Source organism: Burkholderia sp. MBR-1 (assembly GCF_013822785.1).
Classification (GTDB): domain Bacteria; phylum Pseudomonadota; class Gammaproteobacteria; order Burkholderiales; family Burkholderiaceae; genus Burkholderia; species Burkholderia vietnamiensis.
On sequence record NZ_CP053610.1, the window covers coordinates 1,500,345 to 1,526,359 of the forward strand.

At 69.3% G+C, this 26,015-nt stretch carries 23 protein-coding genes and 1 pseudogene; 7 read left to right on the plus strand and 17 right to left on the minus strand.

Features of this window, described 5'->3' with window-relative positions:
* Window positions 1–94 precede the first annotated feature (94 nt).
* From MBR110_RS21395 to MBR110_RS21425, 7 genes are all read right to left on the minus strand, one after another.
* The gene (locus MBR110_RS21395) at window positions 95–1,291 is read right to left on the minus strand and encodes a TauD/TfdA family dioxygenase (RefSeq protein WP_059734125.1); all 1,197 of its coding nucleotides are present in this window, start codon (window positions 1,289–1,291) and stop codon (window positions 95–97) included.
* Between the two features lie 22 nt (window positions 1,292–1,313).
* Complete coding sequence (locus tag MBR110_RS21400) at window positions 1,314–2,270, minus strand: alpha/beta hydrolase (RefSeq protein WP_059460593.1); 957 nt, start codon at window positions 2,268–2,270, stop codon at window positions 1,314–1,316.
* 25 nt (window positions 2,271–2,295) lie between these two features.
* A complete protein-coding gene (locus tag MBR110_RS21405) occupies window positions 2,296–2,784 on the minus strand; it encodes a thioesterase family protein (protein WP_011880744.1) in 489 nt (162 codons plus the stop codon).
* A gap of 6 nt (window positions 2,785–2,790) precedes the next feature.
* On the minus strand, window positions 2,791–3,756 hold the full coding sequence (locus MBR110_RS21410; RefSeq protein ID WP_181709319.1) for an L-carnitine dehydrogenase: 966 nt from the start codon (window positions 3,754–3,756) through the stop codon (window positions 2,791–2,793).
* A gap of 90 nt (window positions 3,757–3,846) precedes the next feature.
* Window positions 3,847–4,776, minus strand: a complete 930-nt coding sequence (locus tag MBR110_RS21415; RefSeq protein ID WP_059460595.1) for a 3-keto-5-aminohexanoate cleavage protein — start codon at window positions 4,774–4,776, stop codon at window positions 3,847–3,849.
* Window positions 4,777–4,830: 54 nt separating this feature from the next.
* Complete coding sequence (locus tag MBR110_RS21420) at window positions 4,831–5,784, minus strand: choline ABC transporter substrate-binding protein (RefSeq protein WP_011880747.1); 954 nt, start codon at window positions 5,782–5,784, stop codon at window positions 4,831–4,833.
* Window positions 5,785–6,048: 264 nt separating this feature from the next.
* On the minus strand, window positions 6,049–7,020 hold the full coding sequence (locus MBR110_RS21425; protein ID WP_034195484.1) for a LysR substrate-binding domain-containing protein: 972 nt from the start codon (window positions 7,018–7,020) through the stop codon (window positions 6,049–6,051).
* Between the two features lie 135 nt (window positions 7,021–7,155).
* Here MBR110_RS21425 and MBR110_RS21430 point away from each other — a divergent pair, with 135 nt between their 5' ends.
* Window positions 7,156–9,456, plus strand: coding sequence for an NADP-dependent malic enzyme (locus MBR110_RS21430; protein WP_059474710.1), 2,301 nt, complete (start codon window positions 7,156–7,158; stop codon window positions 9,454–9,456).
* 63 nt (window positions 9,457–9,519) lie between these two features.
* Here MBR110_RS21430 and MBR110_RS21435 read toward each other — a convergent pair whose 3' ends face one another.
* Window positions 9,520–10,647 carry an aminotransferase class V-fold PLP-dependent enzyme gene (locus tag MBR110_RS21435; protein ID WP_175949132.1) on the minus strand — a complete coding sequence of 376 codons (1,128 nt, stop codon included), beginning with the start codon at window positions 10,645–10,647 and terminating at the stop codon, window positions 9,520–9,522.
* A gap of 177 nt (window positions 10,648–10,824) precedes the next feature.
* Window positions 10,825–11,742 (minus strand): LysR family transcriptional regulator, encoded by a 918-nt coding sequence (locus MBR110_RS21440; RefSeq protein WP_181709320.1) that lies wholly within the window; start codon window positions 11,740–11,742, stop codon window positions 10,825–10,827.
* A 136-nt stretch (window positions 11,743–11,878) separates the two neighbouring features.
* On the opposite strand from MBR110_RS21440, the gene MBR110_RS21445 reads away from it, so the two are divergent.
* The 3 genes and pseudogenes from MBR110_RS21445 (at window position 11,879) to MBR110_RS21455 (ending at window position 13,966) form a co-directional block, all read left to right on the plus strand.
* Window positions 11,879–12,643 carry an SDR family NAD(P)-dependent oxidoreductase gene (locus MBR110_RS21445; RefSeq protein WP_181709321.1) on the plus strand — a complete coding sequence of 255 codons (765 nt, stop codon included), beginning with the start codon at window positions 11,879–11,881 and terminating at the stop codon, window positions 12,641–12,643.
* 148 nt (window positions 12,644–12,791) lie between these two features.
* Window positions 12,792–12,890 (plus strand): annotated as a pseudogene (locus MBR110_RS21450) (glycosyltransferase); the annotation flags it as partial.
* Window positions 12,891–13,012: 122 nt separating this feature from the next.
* Window positions 13,013–13,966 (plus strand): GlxA family transcriptional regulator, encoded by a 954-nt coding sequence (locus tag MBR110_RS21455; protein WP_011880753.1) that lies wholly within the window; start codon window positions 13,013–13,015, stop codon window positions 13,964–13,966.
* 55 nt (window positions 13,967–14,021) lie between these two features.
* Here MBR110_RS21455 and MBR110_RS21460 read toward each other — a convergent pair whose 3' ends face one another.
* The 4 genes from MBR110_RS21460 to MBR110_RS21475 are packed head-to-tail and all read right to left on the minus strand — an operon-like array spanning window position 14,022 to window position 17,709.
* Window positions 14,022–14,810 (minus strand): ABC transporter substrate-binding protein, encoded by a 789-nt coding sequence (locus tag MBR110_RS21460; protein WP_011880754.1) that lies wholly within the window; start codon window positions 14,808–14,810, stop codon window positions 14,022–14,024.
* A gap of 49 nt (window positions 14,811–14,859) precedes the next feature.
* Window positions 14,860–16,296 (minus strand): FAD/NAD(P)-dependent oxidoreductase, encoded by a 1,437-nt coding sequence (locus MBR110_RS21465; RefSeq protein ID WP_181709322.1) that lies wholly within the window; start codon window positions 16,294–16,296, stop codon window positions 14,860–14,862.
* On the minus strand, window positions 16,293–16,592 hold the full coding sequence (locus MBR110_RS21470) for a (2Fe-2S)-binding protein (protein WP_181709323.1): 300 nt from the start codon (window positions 16,590–16,592) through the stop codon (window positions 16,293–16,295). Before MBR110_RS21470 ends, MBR110_RS21465 begins: the two co-directional genes overlap by 4 nt.
* A complete protein-coding gene (locus tag MBR110_RS21475) occupies window positions 16,585–17,709 on the minus strand; it encodes an NAD(P)/FAD-dependent oxidoreductase (protein ID WP_011880757.1) in 1,125 nt (374 codons plus the stop codon). The genes MBR110_RS21470 and MBR110_RS21475 overlap by 8 nt, the downstream gene beginning before the upstream one ends.
* Window positions 17,710–17,858: 149 nt before the next feature.
* On the opposite strand from MBR110_RS21475, the gene MBR110_RS21480 reads away from it, so the two are divergent.
* Window positions 17,859–18,773, plus strand: a complete 915-nt coding sequence (locus MBR110_RS21480; protein WP_011880758.1) for a LysR family transcriptional regulator — start codon at window positions 17,859–17,861, stop codon at window positions 18,771–18,773.
* A gap of 133 nt (window positions 18,774–18,906) precedes the next feature.
* The gene (locus MBR110_RS21485) at window positions 18,907–19,269 is read left to right on the plus strand and encodes a YbjQ family protein (RefSeq protein WP_011880759.1); all 363 of its coding nucleotides are present in this window, start codon (window positions 18,907–18,909) and stop codon (window positions 19,267–19,269) included.
* 6 nt (window positions 19,270–19,275) lie between these two features.
* Here the strand turns inward: MBR110_RS21485 and MBR110_RS21490 are convergent, their stop codons facing one another.
* The 4 genes from MBR110_RS21490 to betC form a co-directional block, all read right to left on the minus strand.
* On the minus strand, window positions 19,276–20,526 hold the full coding sequence (locus tag MBR110_RS21490) for an MFS transporter (RefSeq protein ID WP_059474663.1): 1,251 nt from the start codon (window positions 20,524–20,526) through the stop codon (window positions 19,276–19,278).
* 235 nt (window positions 20,527–20,761) lie between these two features.
* Window positions 20,762–21,901 (minus strand): porin, encoded by a 1,140-nt coding sequence (locus tag MBR110_RS21495; RefSeq protein ID WP_034195488.1) that lies wholly within the window; start codon window positions 21,899–21,901, stop codon window positions 20,762–20,764.
* Window positions 21,902–22,153: 252 nt separating this feature from the next.
* Window positions 22,154–23,128: a choline ABC transporter substrate-binding protein gene (gene choX / locus MBR110_RS21500; protein WP_034195489.1), complete on the minus strand. Its 975-nt coding sequence runs from the start codon at window positions 23,126–23,128 to the stop codon at window positions 22,154–22,156.
* Window positions 23,129–23,172: 44 nt separating this feature from the next.
* Window positions 23,173–24,708: a choline-sulfatase gene (gene betC / locus MBR110_RS21505; protein ID WP_126220619.1), complete on the minus strand. Its 1,536-nt coding sequence runs from the start codon at window positions 24,706–24,708 to the stop codon at window positions 23,173–23,175.
* A 199-nt stretch (window positions 24,709–24,907) separates the two neighbouring features.
* Between betC and MBR110_RS21510 the strand changes: the two genes are divergently transcribed.
* Window positions 24,908–25,834: a choline sulfate utilization transcriptional regulator gene (locus MBR110_RS21510; RefSeq protein WP_181709324.1), complete on the plus strand. Its 927-nt coding sequence runs from the start codon at window positions 24,908–24,910 to the stop codon at window positions 25,832–25,834.
* The last annotated feature ends 181 nt before the right edge of the window (window positions 25,835–26,015 follow it).

Here is a 26,015-nt window from a genome sequence, read left to right on the forward strand (position 1 = left end):
ACCTCCGCCGCCCGGCAACGGGTGGCTTCGCCCGGACGCACCGCGTCCGGGCGCTTTTTCCCCGCCGAGGTAGATGCGGCCAGGCCGTGCGCCGTCAACGCGGCGCGGCCACGGCGCCCAGCGTTCGCGACAACACGCGCCAGCGCGACAGCAATTCGTCACGATCGACGTAACACCCTTGCAGATGCCGGCGACCGGTCGCCGGATCGAACTCGGTGCGCGCATGCAGCACGCGGCGGTTGTCGAACGCCCACATGTCGCCCGCGCGCAGCCGGCGCTGCACGCGAAACCGCGGCTCGCGCGCCAGCACGAGGAAGCGCCGGTACGCGCGATAGACGGCGGCGACCGCATCGGCCGGCGCATCGAGCGGCCCGCGCAGGAAGTTCGCGACGCGCACCTCGCTGACGTTGCCGCGCGCATCGAGCCCGATCACGGGCGCGGAGCAGCGATAGTCGCTGTGCGCGCTCTTGTTCCAGAACTCGAACGGCGTCGACACGAGGCGCTCGAAATCGGCCGGACGTTCGCGTCGCAGTGCGTCGGCGAGCGCGAAGCCGTCGATGAACACGCTGTCGCCGCCCGTCGCGTCGTTGGCGAGGCAATGCAGGAACTGCACGCCCGGCTGCAACTCGCGGGTCGGCAGATCGGTATGCGGCGGCAGGTTCAGCGACGTGTATGCATTGCTGTCCGGCCGCGGCTTCGATTCGACGTCGAACAGCACGCCGAAATTGCTCTCGCGGATCAGGCCGACGCGCCGCGCGACGTCGGCGACCCGCCCGCGCTCGGCCGGCACGCCCTCGACGAGCGTCAGGCCGGTGCGCTGCAATGCGCCGAGCCATGCGTGCAACGCGCCGTCGTCGTCCATCAGATCGCGCCACGCGAACACGCCGAGCGCCGCGGCATCGTCGCCGAGCCATACGTGCGGCCCGTGCGCCGCGTGGCGTTCGGCGCGCGATGCGTCGTCATATGCATGTGTGCGCAACCAACCGGGCGACCACGCGCTGCGATGCCCGTCGTTCCATTCGACGTGCAGCGCGCCGTCGCGGTCGACGTGCACGACGCGCGCGGACAGATCGGCGCGCGCATCGGCGATCTCGAACACCTGCTCGCGCGTCAGCGCATGCACGCACGCGGCGCACGCGCAGTTGTCGCGCAGCCAGTCGAAGTGGAACGGCGAACGGCGCGCGTCGCTCCACTCGACCTCCACCGCGGCGTCGCCGAGCGTCGCCGCGGCGATCGTCGCGTCGGCGGAAAAGGTCCGCCAGTCCTCGATACGGTGTTGCGCTGCCTGCATCGTTGCCTCCCGGAAACGCCCGCTACGCGTGTGGTGCGAGCAGAAACCCACCGATCATCCGGTGCATCTGCGCCGCCTGCGGGCTCGTTCCGAGCGCGCGCCAGCAGCCGTGCACCAGCCCTTCCCCCATCCAGTAACGCGCCACGCCGCCGGCCGCGACGATCCGTTCGACGTAGACGCGCGCATCGTCGCGCAGCGGATCGTGCTGCGCGCCGATCGCGAGCACCGGCGGCAGCCCGTCGAAGCGCGACGCCGCGAGCGGCACCGACGCGCGCAGCAGCGGATCGGCGCTCAGTGCGGCTGCGTCGGCCTGCGCCCAGTACAGCGCGCGATAGCGACGAACGTCGTCGAGCGTGAGCATCGGCGCGTGCGCTTCGGTGTCGCGCGCCGGTGCCTGCGGCTCGATGCCGAGCAGCGGATACGCGAGCGCGATGCCGTCGAGGCCCGCTTCGCCGGCGTCGCGCAGCGCGGTCGCGACGGCCGCCGCGAGATTGCCGCCCGCGCTGTCGCCCGCGAGCGTCAGCGGCCGCGCGCACGGGCCGAACGGCCAGTGCGCCGCATCGCGCGCGGCGCGCGTGACGGCCAGGCAATCCTCGAGCGCGGCCGGCGCGCGATGCTCGGGCGCGAGCCGGTAAGCGACGGCGATCACCGCGAGCCCGGTGTCGGCCGCGAGCTGCGCGGTGATCAGCGCATGGCTGTCGAGCGAGCCGACGACGAAGCCGCCGCCATGGAAAAACAACACGGTGCCGCGCGGTGCGCCGTGCGCCGGCGCGTAGCGCCGCAGCGCGATCGCGGGCCCGTGCGGCGCGCGCCATAAGGCGTCGTGCCGCACGATGCCCGGCGGCAGTTCGGCGGGCGTCCACGCGGCCGCGAAGCGATCGTAGATGCGGCGTTGCTCGGCCGGCGAGCGCGCGGCCGTGCCGGCCGGATACGCGGCGTCGACCGCCGCGACGAACGCTGCGATTTGCGCTTCGAGCATCGCGTGCGTGCCGTCGTTCGCCGCGTCAGCGGCGCGGCGGCAGGCCGATCACGCGCCCCGCGTAGGCGGGCGCCGCGCAATCGAGCTGCAACGCGTGCAAGCCGGCCACGCGCGCGGCCACGTCGTCGTCGAACGGCGCCGATTTCGCGCCGCCGCGCGTCGCGACGTGCAGCAGCATCTGCTCGCTCGCCGCCACCGCGGCGTCGTACCCGTCGGCGAACAGTTCGAGATACAGATGCAGCCGCTTCGCATCGTGCGCGAGCACGCGCACGTCGACGCGCACGCGCGCACCCTCCTTGATTTCCTGCAGATAGTTGACGTGCGCTTCGAGCGTGTAGACCGAGCGGCCGCGCTCGCGACGCGCGGCGTCGTCGAGGCCGATCCGGTCCAGCAGCGCGTCGGTCGCGAAGCTGAAGATCAGCAGATAGAACGCATCGCGCAGATGGCCGTTGTAGTCGACCCACTCGGGCCGCACGACGTCGTGGTAAATCGTCAGCGGAGTATCGCCGGTCATGTTGGTTCAATCCTCGAATCGCATCCCATACCGCGCCTTCACCGTCGCGATCGCGTTGAGCACCTCGGTGATGCACTCGTCGCGATAGCGCTCGAGCTCCTTGATGCTGCGCGTGCCCTGCTGTTCGCGGGTGCCGTCGACGACGCGGTCGATCAGCGCATCGGTCAGCTGCGGCGCGACCAGCTTCGTCCACGGCAGTTCGAGCGCGGGGCCGAACTGCTGCATGAAGTGTCGCATGCCCGCGTCGCCGCCCGCCAACGTGTAGGTCAGGAACGTGCCCATGAACGACCAGCGGATGCCCGCGCCGAAGCGGATCGCGTCGTCGATCTCGCCGGTCGTCGCGACGCCTTCGTCGACGAGATGCAACGCCTCGCGCCACAACGCCTCGAGCAGCCGGTCCGCGATGAAGCCCGGCACCTCCTTGCGCACGTGCAGCGGCCGCATGCCGAGCGTGCGATAGATCGTCATCGCCGCTTCGACGGCCTCCGGCGACGTGCGCTCGCCGCCGAGCACCTCGACGAGCGGCAGCAGATAGACCGGATTGAACGGATGGCCGACCACGCAGCGCTCCGGATGGATGGCCCGCGCATAGAAGTCGGTCGGCAGCAGCCCGGACGTCGACGACGCGATGATCGCGTCCGGCTTCGCCGCGCGGCTGATCTGCTCGTGCAGCTCGAGCTTCAGCACTTCGCGCTCGGGCGCGCTTTCCTGGATGAAGTCCGCGTCGGCGACGCACTCGGCGATCGTCGCTGCGAAACGCAGCCGCGCCGGGTCCGCGCCCGGCGCGAGGCCGACGCGCTCCAGCGCGGGCCATGCGTTCGCGACGCTCGCGCGCAGCCGCTCCGGCGCGCCCGGCGCCGGGTCCCACACGACCACGTCGAGACCGTGCGCGAGCGCACGGCAAATCCATCCGCTGCCGATCACGCCGGTGCCGATCGCGGCGAACGTCCTGATGTCGGTCTTCACTGCCATGTCAATGCATCCTTCGAAGCGAGGAAAATCGGACGGCGCGCGCGCAGCTGCGCGCCGCCGCAATGAATCGCTGAACTGCTGAACCGGCGCTCAGGCGAATTCGGTGATCGGGCGGCGCTCGAGCGCGCGCTCGCCGCGCGCCGGCAGGCCCAGCTTGCGACGCCCTTCGGCCGGCGTCAGCACGCGCCCGCCGAGGCGTTCGACGATTTCGCGCGCGCGCTCGACCAGCGTGCCGTTGGTCGCATGGACGCCGCGATCGAGCCAGATGTTGTCTTCGAGGCCGACCCGCACATGGCCGCCGAGCAGCATCGCCTGCGCGACCATCGGCATCTGCATGCGGCCGATGCCGAAGCCGGCCCAGTGCGCGCCGGGCGGCAGGTTGTCGACCATCGCCTTCATCGTGCCGGTGTCGGCCGGCGCGCCCCACGGGATGCCGAGGCACAGCTGGAACAGCGGCGGATCGTCGAGCAGCCCTTCCTTCAGCAGCTGCTTCGCGAACCACAGATGGCCCGTATCGAAGATCTCCAGCTCCGGCTTCACGCCGAGCTCCTGGATGCGCCGCGCGCCGGCGCGCAGCTGCGCGGGCGTCGACACGTAGATGTAGTCGCCGTCGCCGAAATTGAGCGTGCCGCAGTCGAGCGTGCAGATCTCGGGCAGCAGCTCCTCCACGTGCACGAGGCGCGTGAGGCCGCCGACGAGGTCGGTGCCCTGGCCGAAGCGCATCGGCTCTTCGCCGGCGCCGATCTCCAGATCGCCGCCCATGCCGGCCGTCAGGTTGATGATCACGTCGACGTCGGCCGAGCGGATCCGGTCGACCACCTCGCGGTACAGGTTCGGGTCGCGGCTGCCGCGGCCCGTGTGCGGATCGCGCACGTGGCAGTGCGCGACGGTCGCGCCGGCCTTCGCCGCTTCGATCGCGGCCGCCGCGATCTGCTTCGGCGTGACCGGAATCGCCGGATGCTTGCCGACCGTATCGCCCGCACCGGTGACCGCACAGGTGATGATGACTTCATTGTTCATGCCGCTTACCCTCGCTTGATTCGGTTCGTGTCGTTCAGTTTCCGCAGTGCCGCGTCACAGGCCGAGATAGGCCTTCACCGCCGGCAGCCCGTCCTTGCCGTCGAACGTCTTGACGCCGGCGAGCCACGCATCGAGCACCTGCGGGTTCTTCTTCAGGTAGGCCTTCGCCGCATCGGACGGCTTGGTCTTGTTCATCACCGACTGCATCAGCTGGTTCTCCAGCTGCGTCGTGAAGCGCAGGTTCTCGACCAGCTTGCCGGCGTTCGGGCAGCGCGAGATGAAGTCGGAGGCGGTCAGCGTGTACACGCGCGCTTCGCCGTAGTTCGGGCCGAACGCCGCGTCGCCGCCGGCCAGATAGTTCATGCCGATCTGGATGTTCATCGGATGCGGTTCCCAGCCGAGGAACACGACCCACTTCTTCTCGCGGATCGCACGCTCGACCGTCACCAGCATCCCGGCCTCGCTCGACTCGACCAGCTTGAAGCCGCCGAGGCCGTACTGGTTCGTGTCGATCATCTTCTGGATCGTCGCGTTCGCGCTGCTGCCCGGCTCGATCCCGTAGATCTTGCCGTCGAGCTCCGCGCGATGCTTGGCGATGTCGTCGAAGGTCTTCAGGCCGGCCTGGTATTCGTAGCTCGGCACCGCGAGCGTCGCCTTCGCGCCGGACAGGTTCGGCGGCTCGACCACGTTGATCGACTTGCTGTCGAGGAACGGCTGCAGCTGCTTCTGCTGCACCGGCCACCAGTAGCCGAGCGACACGTCGAGCTGCTTGCTCTTCAGGCCGGCGAACGAGATCGGCACCGACGCGATCGTCGTCGTGGGCTTGTAGCCGAGCCCTTCGAACACCGTCGACGCGAGCGCCGTGGTGGACGTGATGTCGGTCCAGCCGATGTCGGCGAAGCGGACGTTGCGGCAGCTCGCCGCCTCCGTCTCGGCCTGCGCGGCAGTCGCGCATGCGCCGGTCGCCAGCACGGCCGCGGCGAACGCGGCGATCTTTGTCGACTTCATGGTCTTCTCTCCCGGTTGGACCGATGTCCGACGGGTTCGCGGAAGTGCGTCCCGGCCTGCATCGTGGGAGTAAAAGTAACGGGCCATATTGCCCGCAAGGCGACCGCCGGCGACCTGTTCTTGACTGTTTGCGACTATGAGTGGAAACCACTACGCGCGCGCAGCGGCTTGTGCGACGGGGGTTTTACGGCGATCGCGGCGGGCGGGCGGTTGTCCGGATGCGGCGTCGGGACGGTGACGCGGAGGCGCCGCAGCGGCGCCGCGTCAGCGCCGTACGTCGACGTAGGTTTCGCGGCAGATGGCGCGCAGCGCGTCGACCAGCAGATCGCGCGTCGGCGCATGCGGTTCGGCCGCGCGCGTGAACAGCGCGATCGGCGGCAGCGTCCAGACCAGCGAGTAAGGCACGATCGCGACGCCCGCGATGCGCACCATTTCCTCGGCGATATCGGCCGGCACGATCGACACCGCGTCGTCGCTCGACGCGATCATTTCGCCGATCAGCTTCGACGAGTAGCTCTCGACGATCGGCACCGGCGGCGCGATGCCGGCCGACAGGAACAGGTCGGTCACCTGCTCGCGCATCGGCGTGTGCGGCGCGCCGAGAATCCAGTCGAGCGCGCGCAGCTTCTCCCAGTCGAGCGGCATGCGGGCCAGCTTCGCGGCGAGACGCCGGCTCGCGATCATCCGCGGCTGCTGCTGATACAGCACTTCGAACGACACCTGGCCGAGATCGATCGCCGACGACGCGCGGCCGATCACCAGATCGACGCTGTGATCCTTCAGCTGCAGCAGCAACTGGTCGCTGGTGCCCTCGTGGATCGTCACGGTCAGACGCCGCTCCATCCCCGCCTGCAGCCGCTTGAGCGCCGCGGACAGCATCTGGCCCGAAATGAACGGGATCACGCCGATGTGCAGGTGGGCCGCATGGCCGGCCGCCACCGCCTCCATTTCGCGGGCCAGATGCTCGAGGTCCTTCAGCATCGCCTTCGCGCGCTCCAGCACGACCGCGCCGAGCGCGGTCGGCCGCATCCCGCGCGACGAGCGCTCGAACAGCGGCGTGCCGAACATGCTCTCCAGCTCGGACAGCGCGTTGGTCACGGCCGGCTGGCTGCTGGCCATGTGCTCCGCCACGCGCGTCAGCGAGCCGTGCTGCTGGATCTGCAGCAACAGCATCAGATGCCGCATCTTCAGCCGCGCGCCGAGGCGCCGGACCACGTCGTTTGCGTCGAATGTCACCTTGGGACCGCCGCACTATCAGGAAAAAGTGATGGCCCGATATTAAAACAGAATCATCTCCTTATGGCCGATCCCTAGAATGGCCGTCATCGATCGCGTCGGGACTGGCCTGACGCACCTGCCCGGACCCAAAACATGAAACAGACAGAGACTCAGCAGCAAGCCGCGTACGACTATCACGAGTTTCCGACGCCGGGGAAGATCTCGGTCGTCGCCAGCAAGCCGCTCGTGACGCAGCGCGATCTGGCGCTGGCTTACACGCCGGGCGTCGCGAGCGTCTGCGAGTCGATCGCCGCCGAACCGCTGAACGCGCATCGCTTCACGAGCCGCGGCAATCTGGTGGGCGTGATCACCAACGGCACGGCGGTGCTGGGTCTGGGCAACATCGGCGCGCTCGCGTCGAAGCCGGTGATGGAAGGCAAGGCCGTGCTGTTCAAGAAGTTCGCCGGGATCGACGTGTTCGACATCGAGATCAACGAGACCGACCCGGACAAGCTGGTCGACATCATCGCCGGCCTCGAGCCGACCTTCGGCGGGATCAACCTCGAGGACATCAAGGCGCCCGAGTGCTTCACCGTCGAGCGCAAGCTGCGCGAGCGCATGAAGATTCCGGTGTTCCACGACGACCAGCACGGCACCGCGATCACCGTCGCGGCCGCGTTCATCAACGGGCTGAAGGTGGTCGGCAAGTCGATCTCGAACGTGAAGGTCGTGACCTCGGGCGCCGGCGCGGCCGCGCTCGCCTGCCTCGACCTGCTCGTCGACCTCGGGCTGCCGATCGAAAACGTGTGGGCGACCGACATCGAAGGCGTCGTCTACCGCGGCCGCACCACGCTGATGGACCCGGCCAAGGAGCGCTTCGCGCAGGAAACCGACGCGCGCACGCTGGCCGAGGTGATCGGCGGCGCCGACATCTTCCTCGGCCTGTCGGCCGGCGGCGTGCTGAAGCCGGAGATGCTGAGCGCGATGGCCGCGCGCCCGCTGATCCTCGCGCTCGCGAATCCGACGCCGGAGATCTTCCCGGAGCTCGCGCATGCGACCCGCGACGACGTCGTGATCGCGACCGGCCGCTCGGATTTCCCGAACCAGGTCAACAACGTGCTGTGCTTCCCGTACATCTTCCGCGGCGCGCTCGACGTGGGCGCGACCACGATCACGCGTGAAATGGAAATCGCCGCGGTCCACGCGATCGCCGGTCTCGCGCAGGAAGAACAGAGCGACATCGTCGCGGCGGCCTATGGCGGCGACGAGGTGTCGTTCGGCCCGCAATACCTGATTCCGAAGCCGTTCGACCCGCGCCTGATCGTCCGTATCGCGCCGGCGGTGGCGAAGGCCGCGATCGAAGGCGGCGTCGCGACGCGCCCGCTCGCCGACCTCGACGCGTACGTCGAGCAGCTGCAGCAGTTCGTCTATCACTCGGGCGCGTTCATGAAGCCGCTGTTCGCGGCCGCGCGCCAGCTGGTGCGCGACGGCGGCAAGGCGCGCATCGTGTTCACCGAGGGCGAGGACGAACGCGTGCTGCGCGCGGTGCAGGTGATCGTCGACGAGAAGCTCGCGCGTCCGATCCTGGTCGGTCGCCCCGAGGTGCTGCTCGCGCGCATCGAGCGCTTCGGGCTGCGCCTGCGGCTCGGCCAGGACGTCGAGGTCACCAATCCGGAATACGACGAGCGCTTCCCGCAGTACTGGACGACGTATTGGGAACTGCGTTGCCGCGACGGCATCTCGAAGGAGATGGCGCGCGTCGAGATGCGCCGGCGCCTGACGCTGATCGGCGCGATGATGGTGCGGCTCGGCGATGCGGACGGGATGATCTGCGGGACCGTCGGCGAATATCACAACCACCTGCGCTTCGTCGACGAAGTGATCGGCAGGAAGCCCGATGCGTCGACCTACGCGGCGATGAACATCCTGCTGCTGAACCAGCGGACCGTCGCGCTCGTCGATACGCACGTCAACGACAACCCCGATGCGGAGCAGATCGCCGAATTCACGATCGCGGCGGCGCGCCAGATGGAATGGCTGAACCTGACGCCGAAGGTCGCGCTGCTGTCGCGTTCGAACTTCGGGTCGGGGAGCGCGGCGTCGGGCGCGAAGATGCGCAACGCGCTGGAGATCATCCGCGCGCAGGCGCCGGACATCCAGGCCGACGGCGAGATGCACGGCGACTGCGCGCTCGACGAGTCGCTGCGCTTGCGGCTGCTGCCGATGTCGCCGCTCAAGGGTGCGGCAAACCTGCTCGTGTGCCCGAACGTCGACGCCGGCAACATCGCGTACAACCTGCTCAAGACCGAAGCGGGCAGCAACGTCGCGGTCGGGCCGTTCCTGCTCGGCGTCAATGCGCCGGTGAACATCCTCACGTCGAGCGCGACCGTGCGGCGGATCGTGAACATGACCGCGTTGACGGTGATCGAGGCGAATCGCAACGCGGCGGCGTAACGACCACGGACGAGGGGCGGCCGAGGCGGCCCCCCGTCCGGTGCTGCGCACCGCCCGTTGCGCTTATACGATGCGCTCCAGCGCAGCGGCGAAGCGCGCCACCGCCGCATCGACGTCATGCAGCTTGTCGAGGCCGAACAGGCCGATGCGGAAGGTCTTGAAGTCGGCCGGCTCGTCGCATTGCAGCGGCACGCCGGCCGCGATCTGCACGCCCACGTCGGCAAACTTCTTGCCGGAACGGATCCCGTCGTCGTCGGTATAGCTGACGACCACGCCCGGCGCCTCGAAGCCTTCGGCCGCCACGCTGCGAAACCCCTTCTGCGCGAGCAACGCGCGAATCCGCGCGCCGAGCTCGAGCTGCTCGGCCTTCACCTTGTCGAAGCCGTACGCCTGTGTTTCGGCGATGACGTCGCGCAGCGTCGCGAGGCTGTCGGTCGGCATCGTCGCGTGATACGCGAAGCCGCCGTTCTCGTACGCCTCCATGATCTGCAGCCACTTGCGCAGATCGCACGCGAAGCTGGTGCTGGTGGTCGCGTCGATCCGCTCGCGCGCCAGCGCGCCGAGCATCACCAGTCCGCAGCCGGGCGAGGCGCTCCAGCCTTTCTGCGGCGCGCTGATCAGCACGTCGACGCCGGTCGCCTCCATGTCGACCCACACCGTGCCGGACGCGATGCAATCGAGCACGAACATCCCGCCGACCGCATGCACGGCGTCCGCCACCGCGCGCAGATACGCGTCGGGCAGCATCATGCCGGAGGCGGTCTCGACGTGCGGCGCGAACACGAGATCCGGCTTGTGCTCGCGAATCGCGGTGACCACTTCGTCGAGCGGCGCAGGCGCGTAGGCGGCCTGCCGGCCCGGCTCGACCGGACGCGCCTTCAGCACGATCGCTTCGGACGGAATGCCGCCCATCTCGAAGATCTGCGACCAGCGGAAGCTGAACCAGCCGTTGCGGATCACGAGGCATTTGCGGTTGGTCGCGAACTGCCGCGCGACGGCCTCCATGCCGAAGGTCCCGCTGCCCGGCACGATGGCGACGGCCTTCGCGTGGTAGACCTGCTTCAACGCAGCGGAAATGTCGCGCATCACGTGCTGGAAGCGCTGCGACATGTGATTGATCGACCGGTCGGTGTACACCACCGAATATTCGAGAAGCCCGTCGCGGTCGACATCGGGAAGTAATCCTGGCACGTTCGCCTCCGGTAAAGAATCTGGCATGGGATGAGCGCGCGCGGCATCCGGGCGGACGCCGCCGCTGCAATGCAACATCGGATGACGGTTGCATCGACGACGACCGATTCTAGCGAAAGCCGCTGCGCTTGGTACGACGGGGCGCGCAGGCGCGCTGCGCGTTGCCGCGCCGCTCGCCTACCTCGGCCACCGCCAGCTCGGCTCCGACAGATGTTCGGCGAAGAAGTCGGACAGCGCGGCGATCTTCGCCGGCCGGGCGCGCGCGGAAGGCGTGATGAAGTACAGGCCGCCCTTGGTGAGCGACCAGTCGGTCAGGATCGCTTCGAGCCGGCCGTCGGCCAGATATTCGCCGGCGATGAACTCCGGCAGCTCGCCGATCGCGAGCCCTTCGAGCAGCGTCGGCAGCAGCGCGTCGGAATTCGTCACGCGCAGCGGCCCGTCCGGCAGGATCGGTTCTTCTTCGCCGGCGTCGTTCGTGAAGCGCCACACGTCGCTGTGCGCGCGGTACGCGTACGACAGGCATGCGCGCCCGGCCAGATCGCGCGGATGCGTCGGCCGGCCTTCGCGCGCCAGATAGGCCGGCGACGCGACCACGTATTGCGTCACCGCGCACAGGCGCCGCGCGACCAGCGACGAATCGGGCAGCGCGGCGATCCGCAGCGCGGCATCGAAACCGTCGGCGATCAGATCGACCGACGCATCCGACAGATGCAGGTCGATCGACACTTCCGGATAGGCGCGAAAGAACGCCGGCAACAGCGGCGCGACCCAACGCAGGCCGAACGACATCGGCACCGCGAGCCGCACGAGCCCGCGCGGCTGCACGGCCATCTCGCGCGCGGCGCTCTCCGCTTCTTCCGCGTGGCGATACATGTCGCCCGCCTTTTCGCACAAGGTCCGGCCGAACTCGGTGAGCGCGAGCTGCCGCGACGTGCGGTTGAAGAGCCGCCCGCCGAGCCGGCCTTCCAGGCGCGCGACGCCGCGCGACACGGTCGCCACCGACACGCCCAGCGAGCGGGCCGCCGCCGCGAACGATCCCTCCTCGGCCACCTTCGCGAACATCGCGAGCCCCTCGAAGTCAGGCAATCTGGTCATTTCCCCTCATCTTTTCATTTATGCAACGTTGGCTTGCAATCAATTCTATTTCGAAAGTCTGGGTGCGTCGATATTCTCCTTACATCGCAGCACGTAACACGAACCCCCTCATCCAGATATCGAAAGGAGAAGCACCATGGCACGCAAGCTCGACAACAAGATCGCACTCGTCACCGGCGGCACCAGCGGGATCGGCCTCGCGACCGCCCAGCGCTTCGCCGCGGAAGGCGCGCACGTCTACGTGACCGGCCGCCGTCAGGCCGAACTCGACGCCGCGGTCGGCTCGATCCGCGACAACGGCGGCAGCGCGACCGGCGTGCGGATCGACTCGACGAAGCTCGACGAACTCGAGGCGCTGTACGCGCAGATCGGCGAAGAACGCGGCCGCCTCGACGTGCTGTTCGCGAACGCGGGCGGCGGCTCGATGCTGCCGTTCGGCAGCATCACCGAAGAGCACTTCGACGACACGTTCGATCGCAACGTGAAAGGCGTGCTGTTCACCGTGCAAAAGGCGTTGCCGCTGCTCGCCGACCGCGCGTCGGTGATCCTCACCGGCTCGACGGCAGCCAGCGCCGGCACCGCGGCGTTCAGCGTGTATGCGGCGTCGAAGGCCGCGGTACGCTCGTTCGCACGCAACTGGATTCTCGACCTCAAGGAGCGCGGCATCCGCGTGAACACGATCAGCCCCGGTGCGACGCGTACGCCGGGCCTGCTCGACCTCGCCGGCCAGGACGCCGCGCAGCGTCAAGGGCTCGCCGACTATCTGGCTTCGCTGATTCCGATGGGGCGCCTCGGCGAACCCGAGGAAATCGCGGGCGCTGCGCTGTTCCTCGCGTCGGACGATGCGAGCTTCGTGAACGGCATCGAGCTGTTCGTCGACGGCGGTCAGCAACAGATCTGAACATGATGAGGCTGCAGCGGTTAGACCGGCGGCACGCGCCACGCCGAGACGCCGGTCAGCGCTGCCGCCGCGCGCCGGGGCCTCATCCGCCTCGGAAATTTCGCGACCGTCTACAACACGCAATTCGGCGAGCTGCCGTCGGCGACCGCACGCCGAGCGTTTCGCGGGCCAGTCGAAGTATTCGCTGTACCGCCTGATCCCGCTGAACTTCGATCTCGTCGCCCGCTTCTCGGTCGAGCGGCTGCAGCGGCCGTCGCACGAAAATACGCGGAGCGCCGCGCAAACCCGCGATAATCCAGTGTCGAGCGTCCGGCGCGCGCTGCGCCCCGCTCGCCGCCCGGCCTTCATCCGATTCGACGCGACCCCGCGATGCCCGAGGATTTCCACTTCCTGTTGCTGCCCGGCTTCTCCGCGCTCGGCTTCATGTCCGCGGTCGAACCGCTGCGGGTCGCGAACCGGTTCCGCACCGAGTTGTACCGCTGGCACGTGATCAGCGCGGACGGCGCGCCCGTCGCCGCGAGCAACGGCATCCCGGTGGCGGCCGAGGCCGCCTATGCGGACGTCGGGCAGGTCGACACGGTGTTCGTCGTCGCCGGCTTCGATCCGCTCGCCTGCTACGACCGCGCGCTCGCCGACTGGCTGCGCCGCCAGCACCGGCACGGCGCGACGCTCGGCGGCATCGACACCGGCAGCTTCGTGCTCGCGGAAGCCGGGCTGTTCGACGCGTCGCAAACGCTGACGCTGCACTGGGAGGCGCTCGCCGCGTTCCGCGAGCGTTACCCGCGCCTGAACGCGACGCAGGAGCTGTTCGAGATCGACGAGCGGCGCATCACCTGCGCGGGCGGCACCGCGTCGATCGACATGATGCTCGACCTGATCGGCCGGCGGCACGGCGCCGATCTCGCCGCGGCGATCTCCGAGCAGTTCGTCGTGAGCCGCATCCGGCAGCGCTCGGACAGCCAGCGCCTCGAGATCGCCGCGCGCTACGGCGTGCACAACCGCAAGCTGATCCAGGTGATCGACTCGATGCAGCGGCACATGGAGACGCCGCTCGGCTCCGACGCGCTCGCGCAGGAGGTGTCGATCACCCGACGCCAGCTCGAACGGCTGTTCAGCGCGACGCTGAACGACACGCCGACGCGCTTCTATCTGAACCTGCGGCTCGATCGCGCCCGCGAGCTGCTGCAGCAGACCGACATGAGCATCACGTCGGTGTGCGTCGCGTGCGGGTTCGAATCGCCGTCGCATTTCTCGCGCACGTACCGCACGCGCTTCGGCGTGAGCCCGCGCAGCGACCGCGGCGGCCTCGCGCCGAAGCGCTGAGCGATGCGGGGCGCGCCGCGAACCGATGCGTTGCCGCGCGCCGCGGCGAAGGCCGTCAATTCCCGTACATGTCGAAGTCGAAGTACTTCGACTCGATCTTGCGATACGTGCCGTCGCTGCGAATCTGCGCGATCGCGCGATTCAGCGCGTCGCGCAGGTCGGTATCGGCCTTGCGCACGCCGATCGCGTCGCCGTTGCCCATGATCCGCGGATCGAACACGACGCCGCCCGCGAACGAGAAGCCCTTGCCGCGCGGCGTCGCCAGGAAGCCGAGCTGGCCCTGCACCGCATCCATCAGCACGCCGTCGATGCGCCCCGTCACGAGGTCCGCATACGCCTGGTCGTAGCTCGGATACGGCACGACCTCGACCTTCGCCGGCGCCCACTTCTCGCGCGCATAGGTCTCCTGGATCGTCCCCTGTTCGACCGCGATGCGCTTGCCGGCGAGCTTCGCCGCGTCGGGCAGCAGCCCGGCGCCCGTGCGGGCGATCAGGCGCGTCTGGTTGCGGTACAGGCGGTCGGTGAAGTCGATCTGCTGGCGGCGCTGTTCGGTCGCGGCCATCGACGACAGGATCACGTCGAACTTGCGCGCCTGCAGGCCCGGAATCAGTCCGTCGAAGCTGCTCGACACCCACACGCATTTCGCGTTCAGCTTCGCGCACAGCGCATTGCCGAGGTCGACGTCGAAGCCCTGCACGCTGCCGTCGGTCGCGGTCGATTCGAACGGCGGATAGGTCGGGTCCACGCCGATGCGGATCGTCGTCCACTCCTTCGCCGACGCCAGCGTCGCGAAGGCCATCGTGGCGGCGGAAAGCAGGATCGTGATGCGGGTCTTGTTCTTCATGGTCAGGCTCCGTTCGGGTGGGCAAGCTGGGGCATGCGCGGGCCGTGCGTCAGCTCGGGAATTCGCCGCGCCGGAAATCGTTCGACAGTTCGAGCGCGTCGGCCATCTCGCCGACGGTCACGGGCTTGATCGGCGCGCGGATCCGGTAGTGGCCCACGTCGCCGACGTCGCGCCGCTGCACGTCGGCGATCAGTTCGCCGACCGTCGTGCTGCACCAGCGCCCCTGGCACGGCCCCATTCCACAGCGCGTGAACACCTTCATCTGGTTCGGCCCCGGACAGCCGAGCGCCGCGAGGCCGCGTATTTCGGCGGCCGTGATCTCCTCGCAGCGGCATACGATGGTGTCGCCGTCGGGGCGGCGCAGCATGGCGGGCGGCGTATAGAGCGCATCGAGCAGCGGACGCACGGCGAGATGACGGCGCCGCGCACGCAGCAACGGGCGCTCGCGTTCGGCCTGCGCGTGCCGATCGAGCACGCCGAGCGCGGCAGCAACGTCGAACGCGGCGACTTCGCCTGCCAGTGCCGCGGCCTGCGCGCCGCCGATGCCGGCGCCGTCGCCGGCAATCCAGACCGGCGCGACGCTGCTGCGGCCGCGCGCGTCGCATTGCGGCCGCCAGCATGCCGCGCGTCCGTCCCATTCATGCGCGCAGCCGAGCGCGCGCGCGAGCTGCGTCGACGGAATCACGCCCTGGTGCAACAGCACGAGCGACGTGTCGAGCGAATGCGCGATGCCGTGCGCGTCGCGAAAGTGGATGGCTTGCACGCGGCCGTCGCCGTCGATCCGCACGTCGGTCGCGCCGCGATGAACCGCGATGCCCGCATCGCGCACCGCACGCAGCATGCGCCAGCCCTTGAGCAGATAGTCGGCGCCGCGCAGCGCCGGCAGCGCGTGCGGAAGCGCACGGCGCCACGCATCGCGCGGCGTCGTGTCGACCAGCGCGCGCACGCGCCTGCCCGCGTTCAGCAATTGCGCCGCGAACAGCCACAGCAGCGGGCCGCTGCCGGCGAGCACGGTGTCGGCCGACGGCGCGAGCCCCGACGATTTCAGCAACGACTGCGCGGCGCCGACGCCCATCACGCCCGGCAGCGTCCAGCCCGGTATCGGCCACGGCCGCTCCTGCGCGCCGGCCGCGATCAGCACCGCGCGCGCGCCGATTTCGAGCGTGCCGCCCGACGGACCGCTTCGCGTCAGCATCGCGACCGGCTCCGGCTCCAACGCCACCTGCCATACCGTGCTGCGCGGCAGATAACGCGCGCCGCTCGCATGCAACGCGTCGACGAGCGGCCGGCCGACGACGTAATCCTTGCCGAGCCACTGTGCGAATTCGGCAGGCGCGGCCGCGACGTTGCGATAGATCTGGCCGCCGGCCGCCGGGCCTTCGTCGGCGACCACGACCGACAGCCCCGCCTTGCATGCGGCGGCGGCCGCGGCCATCCCGGCCGGCCCGGCGCCGACGATCAGCAGATCGCACTGGCTGCGCGTCATGCGAGCCTCGCGCGGCCATGCATCGCACGCACCTGCATCCCGTCGCGCACGGGCGTCATGCAGCCCTGCACGTTCGGCACGCCGTCGATGTCGACGAGACAGTCGAAGCACACGCCCATCATGCAGAACGGGCCGCGCGGTGCGCCGCCGACGGCGCTGGCGCGGCACGCGAGCACGCCCGCGGCGAGCAATGCGGCGGCGACGCTGTAGTGCGCGGGCACGTCGTGCGGCGTGCCGTCGATATGGATGCGCACGCGCTCGCGCGTCGCGGCGGCGGGAACGATGAATTCAAACATGCCGGTGCTCCGGGGGCGCGGCGAAGCGCGCGGTGTTGAAGGCGGACAGGTCGGCCGGTGCGGCATCGCCTGCGATCCAGGGCGCGACGAGGTCGGCATGCGCGGCCGCGAGCGTCACGCCGCTGTGGCAGATCGCGACGAACGCGCCGGGATGCGTAGTCGACGCTTCGTACACGGGCAGCCCGTCGGGCGTCATGATGCGCAGCGCGCCCCAGGCGCGGACGATGCGCGCATGCGCGAGCACCGGAAACGCGGTGCGTGCGCGGCGTGCGATGTCGACCATCGCGGCACGTGTCTGGCCGTCGTCGAAGCCGACGTCTTCCGCCGAATCGCCGAGCAGCACCGAGCCTTCTGGCGTCTGACGCACGACCAGCGTCGGATAGTCGAGAAACGGCGCGAGCCGTTCGGTGACCATGATCTGGCCGCGCAGCGGCGCGATCGGCGCGTGCATGTCGACCATCGGCGCGAGGCGTGCATTGTCGAGTCCGGCCGCGAGCACGATGCGCCCGGCTTCGAGACGGCCTTCGCGCGTGTCGATCTCGAAGCGCCCGGCACGCGGACGGATCTCGTTCACCGGGTTGCGCGGCAGATAGACGCCGCCGCTTTGCACGAACGCCTGCAGCATCGCGCGCAGCGTATAGAGCGGATTCGCATGGCCGTCGTTCGGCGACCACAGCGCGCCGGCGAGCGCAGCGGACGCCGCGGGGATCCGTCTGCGCAGCGCGGCCGCATCGAGCACTTCGTACGACAGCGCCGCGTCCTGCCGATGCAGCGACTCGAGCAGCGCGGTCGCGCTCGCGAGTTCGTCGGCGTGCTCGAACAGTTCGATGCCGCCGGGGCGTTCGAAACCGCAGTTCACGCCGGTTTCTCGCTGCAGCTGCGCCGCGAAGGCATGCCAGCGCTCCGACGATTCGCGCGACCAGCGCGCATACGGCAGGCAGCGCCCGCCCTTGCCCTGCACCCAGACGAGCCCGAAGTTGCCGCGGGCCGCGCGAAACGCGATGTCGTCGCCGTCGCACACGGCGACGCGCTTGCCGGCGCGTGCGATGCCCCACGCGAGCGCCATGCCGACGAGGCCGCCGCCAGCGACGACGACGTCGAAGCCGCGCGTGCTCATGTGCGGCTCCGCGGCGAGCCGGTCGGTCGATGCGTGTTATGGGCCATGTCGGCGCGGTTCCTTGCGTATATATCGTTGATGAACCGATGTTCGGGCAGGCAAAATAGGCTGTCCAATACAGCTTGATCAACGACCCATAATCCAGTGTTATGACCACGCCATCCCTGAGAATCCGGCAGATCGAAGCGTTCCGCGCGGTGATGCAACGCCATACCGTCACGCGCGCGGCGCGCGATCTGCATATCTCGCAGCCGGCCGTGAGCCGGCTGATCGCCGATCTCGAGGATCGCGTCGGCTTCGTGCTGTTCGAGCGCCAGCAGGGACGCTTCACGCCTACCGCGCAGGCGCGCGTGCTGTACGAGGAGGTCGAGCGCGCGTTCGTCGGGCTCGATCGCGTCGCGCAGGCCGCCGAGCAGATCCGCGCGATGCGGCGCGGCACGCTGCGCGTGGCCGGCTCGCCGGCCGTCGCGCTCGACCTGCTGCCGGAACTCGTCACGCGTTTCTCGCACGCGCATCCGGGCGTCGACATCACGCTGCTCGCGCACAGCGCGTCCACCGTGGTCGACAAGGTCGCGTCGGGCCAGTGCGACGTCGGCTTGATCGCGGAGCCGGTCCCGCATCCGGCGGTGCGCACCGAGCGTCTCGCGGAAGGCGCGATGTGCTGCATCGTGCCGCGCGGGCACCGGCTCGCGCGCAAGCGCGTGGTGCGGCCGGCCGATCTGAGCGGCGAGTCGTTCATCTCGTTTCCGCCGAGCTTCGACGCGCGCAGCGCGATCGACCGCTTGTTCGTCGAGGCCGGCGTGTCGCGCGTGCTGTCGATCGAGGCGCAGCTGTCGCAGACGATCGTCGCCTTCGTCGCGAACGGCGCCGGCGTCGCGCTGATCGATCCGGTGACGGCGGCCTTTGCCGGGCATCGCGTGGCCGTGAAGCCGTTCGAGCCGGCCGTGCCCGATCACTTCTATCTGGTGACGTCCGCGTCGCAGCCGCTGTCGATGCTCGGCGATGCATTCTGTGTGGAGTTGCGCGACGCCTTCACGCGGATGCGCGATCGACGCGGCGAATGAACGAGGCAGAAGGCGAACGCTAGCGATCGCGCAGCCAGTGCGCGCACGGCATGCGCACGCGGCCCGCGCCGGGCAGGCCCGTCATTCCGGATAGAATCGTCGTCCATCCACTTCCGCGATACGGTGCGCCGCCATGACCGACCTTTCCCGCTCCGCCGATACGCTCACGCCCGCACGCGTCACGACCGCCTTCGATCTGCCGGGCCACACGACCGTCCGCTCGCTCGGCGTCGCGCAGGGCATCATCGTGCGTTCGCGCTCGATCGTCGGCTCGTTCGGCGCGGCGCTGCAGACCATCTTCGGCGGCAACATCACGCTCTATACGTCGCTGTGCGAGAAGGCGCGCGAGCAGGCATTCGAGAAGATGCTCGCGGATGCGCGCAAGCTCGGCGCGAACGCGATCGTCGCGATGCGCTACGACTCGACCGAGATCGGCTCGGGCGTCACCGAAGTGATCTGCTACGGCACCGCGGTGTGCGTGACGCCCGATGCGTGACGCGCATCACCGGTCGCGTTCGAGCGACTTCATGCCGGTCAGCTGAGGAAACAGGCGCATCCACGCGAGCGCGACCGCGATCGTCGCCGTGCCGCCGACGACGATCGCCGCCGGCGCGCCCCACCATGCGGCCGTCACGCCCGATTCGAATTCGCCGAGCTGGTTCGACGTGCCGATGAACAGCGAATTCACCGCGCTCACGCGCCCGAGCATGTCGTCCGGCGTGCGCAGCTGTACGAGCGACAGACGCACGACGACGCTCACCACGTCCGACGCGCCCAATGCCGCCAGCGCGACGAGCGACAGCGCGAAATGCCGCGACAGGCCGAACACGATCGTCGCGATGCCGAACGCGATCACGCCGCCGAACATCGCGCGGCCCGGCCGCACGTCGAGCGGAAAGCGCGTGAGCCACAGCGTGCCCGCGAGCGCGCCGACGGCCGGCGCCGCGCGCAGCGCGCCGAGCCCCCACGGCCCGACCTGCAGGATGTCGCGCGCATAGATCGGCAACAGCGCGGTCGCGCCGCCGAACAGCACGGCGAACAGGTCGAGCGACAGCGCGCCGAGGATCGCCGGCTCGCGCCGGATGAACGCGATGCCCGAGAACACCGAACGCAGCGTGACCGGCTCGCGCGCGGGCGGCGCGCTGCGCAGCGGGATGGTGCCGCTGAGCACCGCGGCAATCGCGAACGCGACGGCGCTCGTGCCGAACGCGGCCGGTGCGCCGACGCCGTACAGCAGCCCGCCGAACGCCGGCCCGAGAATCTGCGCGGCCTGGTTGGCCGAGGTGGACAGCGCGGTCGCGCGCGGCAGGTCGCCGCGCGGCACGACGGCCGGCAGCAGCGACGACACCGACGGCGATTCGAACGCGCGCGCGGTGCCGACGAGCGCCGCGAGCGCGTAGACGCCCGGCGCCGTCAGCCAGCCGCGTGCCGCGCCGAGCACGAACACGCCGGCAGCCAGCGCCTCGACGCTCTGACAGATCGTCGCGATGCGCCGCCGGTCGTAGCGGTCGGCCACCTGCCCGACGACGAGCGTCAGCGCGAACATCGGCACGAACTGCGCAAGCCCGACGAGGCCGAGCGCGAACGCGCTGTGCGTGAGCGTATAAACGTACCAGCCGATCGCGACCGACAGGATCTGGAACGCTAGGGACGACGTCACGCGCGTCCCCCAGAAACGCTGGAACGGCGCATGGCGGAACAGATTCGCCGGTAGCGGCGACGGCGGAGCGGATTCGGGTAACGGGGTGGTCATCGGGTCATCGGCGGGATATCGACGGGATATCGTCGTGTCGCCGGCAGGCGATCGGCGCGACACGGCGCGTGTCGAACCGCGATGATATCGTCAAGTGCCGCGACCGCGCTCGGCACGCGCATGTCGCACCCGGCGCCCTATCGCAACAAAAATCGCAGCAAAAAAAAAGCGCGAACCGCAGTTCGCGCGAAAGAGAGACCTCGCTGAAGACGTCGAATGAACTACCCTGCCGGGCTCAGAACGAATGCCGCATCCCGATCCGCACGTCGGCCTGCGTCTGCGTGGTCGACGGCGTGAAGCTGTAGCCGATCACCGCGTCGACGCCCTGCGACGCGCGCAGGTAATCGCCGGAGATGTACACGTCGGTGCGCTTCGACAGCAGGTAGTGCAGGCCGGCCGTGCCCTGGTTCCAGTGGTGGCCCTCGAAGCGCGTGTGCTGGTAGCCGGCGATGAAGCTGAGCGCCGGCGTGAACTGGTACATGCCGCCGCCTTCGTAGACCTGCATGTGCGACGATTGGCCGAAGCCCTTGATCGTCGTGTACGAGAAGTTCGCGTCGAGCGACAGCTTGCCGATCGTGTAGCTCGTGCCGATGCCGAACGTGCCCTGGCTGTCGACGTCCATCGCCGTGTTCGCGAACAGGTCGGTGCGTGCTCCGGTGGCCGGATCGACGGTGACCGTTTGCTGCCCGAGGAACGTATGCGTGCCGATCATCGCGTACGGGTCGAACGCATAGATGCCGTTCGGGTTGTTCAGGCGCGTGTACGCGGCGCCGATCGAGAAGTCGCCCTTCGTGAAGCTCGCGCCCGCGCTCCACGCGCTGTTGCGATGGAAGTTGCCGGCGACGTTGCCGAACGAGTACATCGCGCCGAACTTGAAGCCACTCAGGTCGTTCGACAGGAACTTCACCGAATTCGGCAGGCGGTCGCCGTTGAACCGGTCGAAGTCGCCCTGGTGGATCGCATAGCCGCTGCCCCACGCCGAGATGTTGTAGATCGATACGAGTTCGTTCGTGATGTCGAGCTGGTTGCCGAACGACAGCGTGCCCCAGTCGTTCTGCAGCCCGACATAAGCCTGCCTGCCGAATTCGGCGCCGCCGAAGCCGAGCTGCCCGTTGCCGAGGTGGAAACCGCTCTCGAGCGCGAACACCGCCTTCAGGCCGCCGCCGAGATCTTCCGTGCCTTTCAGGCCGAAGCGGTTCCCGTACGAGACGCCGTCGTCGAACTTCACCACGTGCGAGCCGCCCGTGTTGTTCACGTACGTGATGCCGGCGTCGAGAATCCCGTACAGCGTCACGCTGCTCTGCGCGTGGCCGATGGTGGGAATGCAGGCCGCGCACGCGAGCGCGGCGGCTACGGCAACTTTCGTTTGCTTCATTGTCGACTACCCCCTGAACCGTTCGATGGAAGGAATCTTGGCTGGCGCGCGCCGCATTGCGCTGGCTGATTCGAATTTTGTACTCCTCTGGCTTCGCTATTACGTATTCCGCAATAACGCAGCCATTGGCAAAAAGTACAAACCCATATTTCGGCTCACCCGTCTAAAGGCGACAACAAATAGTCTCGTTACGACCGTTCGGGAAAACACGGAGACGGGCGGCGCGGCCGCAACCGGCCGCCCGAGGGGCCGTCAGCGCGCGTCGAGCGCCGCGCGCACGGCCGGCAGCGCGGGTGCGCCGGCCGCGGTCGTCACGCCGTCGAGCCAGCGCTCGACCAGCGGCGGGTCCGCTTTCAGCACGTGCTGCGCCGCGACGGCGGGGGGCGTCTTGTGGTCGAGCATGTCGGCGATCATGCGGTTCTCGACGTCGACGGAGAACGTCATCTGCCGGAACAGCCGCGCGAGGTTCGCGCACTGGCCGGCAAAGCCCGCGCGCGTCACGGTGTTGACGGTCGCGCCGCCGTAGTTCGGCCCGAAGTACGCGTCGCCGCCCGACAGGTAGGTCAGATGGAACTTGGTGTTCATCAGGTGCGGCTCCCACGCGAGGAACACGATCCAGCGCTTGTCGCGCACCGCGCGCTCGACCTGCGTGAGCATCCCCGTCTCGCTCGATTCGACCAGCGACCAGTTCGCCGCGCCCAGCGCATGATCGGCCAGCATCCGCTTGATGTTCTGGTTCGCGGGCGCGCCCGGCTCGATCCCGTAGATCTTGCCGCCGAACTGGTCCGCGTGGGCCGCGAGATCGGCGAACGTGTGCACGCCGGCCGCCGCCACGTAGTCGGGCACCGCGAGCGTGAATTTCGCACCGCTCAGGTTCGCGTGCAGCACGTCGATCGCCTTCTCGTCGACGAACGGCTTCACGAGCGGCGCCTGCGCGGGCATCCAGTTGCCGAGGAACACGTCGACCTGCCCTTTCTTCAGCCCCTGGTACGTGATCGGCACCGACAGGTTCGCCACGTCCTGGCGGTAGCCGAGCGCCTTCAGCACCACGCCGGCCATCGCGTTGGTCGCGTCGATGTCGGTCCAGCCGGGCGCCGCCATCTTCACGTCGCGACACGTCTGCGCGTCGGCGGCGTGCGCGGGCTGCAGCGCCGTCGCCGCGACGCAGGCGGCTGCGGCGAGCGCCGTGCCGAGTCTGCGGATTGCTGCATTGCATTGCCGTTTCATGAGTCGGTTCCTCCGTCGTTCGTCAGTGTGCGCGATGTATGCGTTCAGCGGCCGACGCGCGGGAAGCGCGCCATCGCTTCGAGCGTGTCGAGTTCGATGTGATTGCGCATGTAGCGCTGGCTCGCGTCGGTGAACGGCTGCCAGTCCCATGCGTGGATGCGGCCCTGCGTGGTCGCCGCGTAATGGAAGCGCCGGCGCCGCTGGCTCGCACGCACCTGCGCGTCGAGCTCCGTCAGGTTCCAGCGCCGCGCGGCCTCCGCGCGCAACGCGGCGAGCACCTCCGCCGCTTCGGGCAGGCCGGCCAGGTTCATGCGCTCGTGCGGATCGTCGGCGAGGTTGTACAGCTGGTCGGGATCGGCCGCGCAGTGCACGTACTTCCAGTCGCCGCGGCGAATCATCACGATCGGCGCGACCGCGCCTTCGGCGAGATATTCGCCGAGCGCGACGTGGTGCGCCGGCGCGCCGCGCAGCTGCGGCACGAGGCTCGCGCCGTCGACCGGGTCCGGCCAGCCGCCGGCCGGCGTCACACCGGCGAGGTCCACCAGCGTCGGCAGCAGGTCGAGGTGCGACACCGGCGTGCGCACGCGCGCCGCGTCGAAGCGCTGCGGCGCATGCACGATCAGCGGCACGCGGCAGCCGCCCTCGAAGAACGTCATCTTGTACCAGAGCCCGCGCTCGCCGAGCATGTCGCCGTGGTCGGACGTGACGATCACGATCGTGTCGTCGGCGAAGCCGCATTGCTCGAGCGCGGCGAGCACGCTGGCGAACTGCGCGTCGACGTACGAGGTCGCGCCGTAGTATGCGCGGCGGGCGGCGCGGATCTGCGCGTCGGTCGGCGGCGTACGGTCGTTCTCGCAGACGAAGCGCAGCCGCTGCGAATGCGGATCGCTCTGCTGGGCGTCGAGCCGCACCGCCGGCATGTCGATCTCGTCGTCGCGGTACAGGTCCCAGTATTCGCGCGTGATCGCATACGGATCGTGCGGATGCGTCAACGACACGACCATGCAGAACGGCCGTGCGTCGTGGCCGGCCGCACGCTCGCGCGCGACGTCGAACAGCTTCTGGCGGGCCGCGAACGTCACTTCGTCGTCGAAGTCGAGCTGATTGGTGCGCACGCACGGCCCGGCGTCGAGCACCGAGCTCATGTTGTGATACCAGCTCGGCCGCTCGGTCGGGTGGTCCCAGTCGGGCACCCAGCCGAAGTCGGCCGGATAGATGTCGGTCGTGAGCCGCTCCTCGAAGCCGTGCAACTGGTCGGGGCCGCAGAAGTGCATTTTCCCGGACAGCATCGTCCGGTAACCGCCCGCGCGCAGGTAGTGCGCGAAGGTCAGCGTTTGCGCGGGCAATTCGGCGGCGTTATCGTAGGCGCCGATACGCGACGGCAGCTTGCCGGTCAGCAGCGAGAAGCGCGACGGCGCGCACAGCGGGCTCGCGCAGTACGCGGCGTCGAACACCACGCCTTGCGCGGCGAGCCGGTCGAGCGTCGGCGTGCGCGCGACGCGGTTGCCGTAGGCCGGCAACGCGAAAGGCGTGAGCTGGTCGGCCATCAGGATCAGGATGTTGGGAGTCGGGTTCGTCATCGGCGGTCGTGGGGAAATCGGTGTTCGAACGGAACGGCGCGACGCTGTTGCAGCGACGCAGCCGGCATGACGGACGCGGCTGCACGAAGTGCCGCGCGCTCGGGCCGCGACTGGCTAGAATCGCGACAGGCCGCGCGGCGCCGAGCCGTCCGATGCACTATCTCCCGCCCGAATCCGCGCGGGAAGACGTCCGGCTCTTATGGGGCCATTAGAGAGGCTTATGTCGAAATCCGAATCGTTACCGTCGATGCAGGCGCTGCGCGCGTTCGAATCGGCCGCGCGTCTGCAGAGCTTCACGGCCGCCGCGCGCGAGCTCGGCTCGACGCAGCCGGCCGTGAGCCAGCAGGTGTTCCAGCTGGAAGCGGAGCTGGGCGTGCCGCTGTTCGAGCGCAGCCCGCGCGGCGTCACGCTGACGAACGACGGCCAGTGCCTGTACAAAGCCGTGCGCGCGAGCCTCGAGACGCTGCGCGGCGCGACCGCGACGCTGCGCGCGCGCCGCGAGCACGGCGCGCTGACGATCGTCACCGACGTCGGTTTCGCGACCTACTGGCTGATGCCGCGCCTGGCCGGGCTGAAACGCGTGATGCCGGACGTCGACGTGCGCGTCGTCACGTCACAGGATTACGACGTGCAGCGCGATCACGCGGACATCGCGATCCTGTTCGGCGACGGCCACTGGCCGTCGTGCACGGCCGCGCGGCTCTTTCCCGAAGCGGTCACGCCCGTCTGCGCGCCGGCGTTCCATGCGGCGCACGCGCACGTCGCGCGGCCCGAACACCTGCACGCGCTGCCACTGCTGCACGTGCAGCCGACGCACCCGGAGCGCTGGCTGTCGTGGGCCGGCTGGTTCGACGCGCACGGCCTCGACGCGCCAGCCGCCGCGCGCGGCGTGACCTTCAACAGCTATGCGCTGGTGATCCACGCGGCGCTGCTCGGCGAAGGCGTCGCGCTCGGCTGGTCGCCGCTCGTCGACGAGCTGGTCGCGTCCGGGCAACTGGTGAAACTCGTCGACGCGCCGGTCGTCACGTCGCACGGCTACTTCCTGGTGCGGCCGCCGCAACGGCCCGAAACCGACGCGACCCACGTGTTCCGGCGCTGGCTGCTCGACGCGTGCGCAACGGCGTGACGCGCCGCGCGCCATCGCGCATGGGCGCGGCGGCGCTGGCGCACCGATACCAGCCACACGGCGGGTTGGTTCTATCCGCCGCGTAATCGTCCTGATTTACTTGAGCCTCCCGCTACCGCGACACGCGGCGCGAAGCCGCGCTGCGCCGCGGCTTCGCGCCCCATGACACCCGAGGAATCCC

Bases quoted from the DNA above. Each gene is read 5' to 3' on its own strand.
- MBR110_RS21395 (WP_059734125.1), bottom strand. From the start codon at position 1,291: ATGCAGGCAGCGCAACACCGTATCGAGGACTGGCGGACCTTTTCCGCC.
- MBR110_RS21400 (WP_059460593.1), bottom strand. From the start codon at position 2,270: ATGCTCGAAGCGCAAATCGCAGCGTTCGTCGCGGCGGTCGACGCCGCG.
- MBR110_RS21405 (WP_011880744.1), bottom strand. From the start codon at position 2,784: ATGACCGGCGATACTCCGCTGACGATTTACCACGACGTCGTGCGGCCC.
- MBR110_RS21410 (WP_181709319.1), bottom strand. From the start codon at position 3,756: ATGGCAGTGAAGACCGACATCAGGACGTTCGCCGCGATCGGCACCGGC.
- MBR110_RS21415 (WP_059460595.1), bottom strand. From the start codon at position 4,776: ATGAACAATGAAGTCATCATCACCTGTGCGGTCACCGGTGCGGGCGAT.
- MBR110_RS21420 (WP_011880747.1), bottom strand. From the start codon at position 5,784: ATGAAGTCGACAAAGATCGCCGCGTTCGCCGCGGCCGTGCTGGCGACC.
- MBR110_RS21430 (WP_059474710.1), top strand. From the start codon at position 7,156: ATGAAACAGACAGAGACTCAGCAGCAAGCCGCGTACGACTATCACGAG.
- MBR110_RS21440 (WP_181709320.1), bottom strand. From the start codon at position 11,742: ATGACCAGATTGCCTGACTTCGAGGGGCTCGCGATGTTCGCGAAGGTG.
- MBR110_RS21445 (WP_181709321.1), top strand. From the start codon at position 11,879: ATGGCACGCAAGCTCGACAACAAGATCGCACTCGTCACCGGCGGCACC.
- MBR110_RS21455 (WP_011880753.1), top strand. From the start codon at position 13,013: ATGCCCGAGGATTTCCACTTCCTGTTGCTGCCCGGCTTCTCCGCGCTC.
- MBR110_RS21460 (WP_011880754.1), bottom strand. From the start codon at position 14,810: ATGAAGAACAAGACCCGCATCACGATCCTGCTTTCCGCCGCCACGATG.
- MBR110_RS21465 (WP_181709322.1), bottom strand. From the start codon at position 16,296: ATGACGCGCAGCCAGTGCGATCTGCTGATCGTCGGCGCCGGGCCGGCC.
- MBR110_RS21470 (WP_181709323.1), bottom strand. From the start codon at position 16,592: ATGTTTGAATTCATCGTTCCCGCCGCCGCGACGCGCGAGCGCGTGCGC.
- MBR110_RS21475 (WP_011880757.1), bottom strand. From the start codon at position 17,709: ATGAGCACGCGCGGCTTCGACGTCGTCGTCGCTGGCGGCGGCCTCGTC.
- MBR110_RS21480 (WP_011880758.1), top strand. From the start codon at position 17,859: ATGACCACGCCATCCCTGAGAATCCGGCAGATCGAAGCGTTCCGCGCG.
- MBR110_RS21485 (WP_011880759.1), top strand. From the start codon at position 18,907: ATGACCGACCTTTCCCGCTCCGCCGATACGCTCACGCCCGCACGCGTC.
- MBR110_RS21490 (WP_059474663.1), bottom strand. From the start codon at position 20,526: ATGACCACCCCGTTACCCGAATCCGCTCCGCCGTCGCCGCTACCGGCG.
- MBR110_RS21495 (WP_034195488.1), bottom strand. From the start codon at position 21,901: ATGAAGCAAACGAAAGTTGCCGTAGCCGCCGCGCTCGCGTGCGCGGCC.
- choX (WP_034195489.1), bottom strand. From the start codon at position 23,128: ATGAAACGGCAATGCAATGCAGCAATCCGCAGACTCGGCACGGCGCTC.
- betC (WP_126220619.1), bottom strand. From the start codon at position 24,708: ATGACGAACCCGACTCCCAACATCCTGATCCTGATGGCCGACCAGCTC.
- MBR110_RS21510 (WP_181709324.1), top strand. From the start codon at position 24,908: ATGGGGCCATTAGAGAGGCTTATGTCGAAATCCGAATCGTTACCGTCG.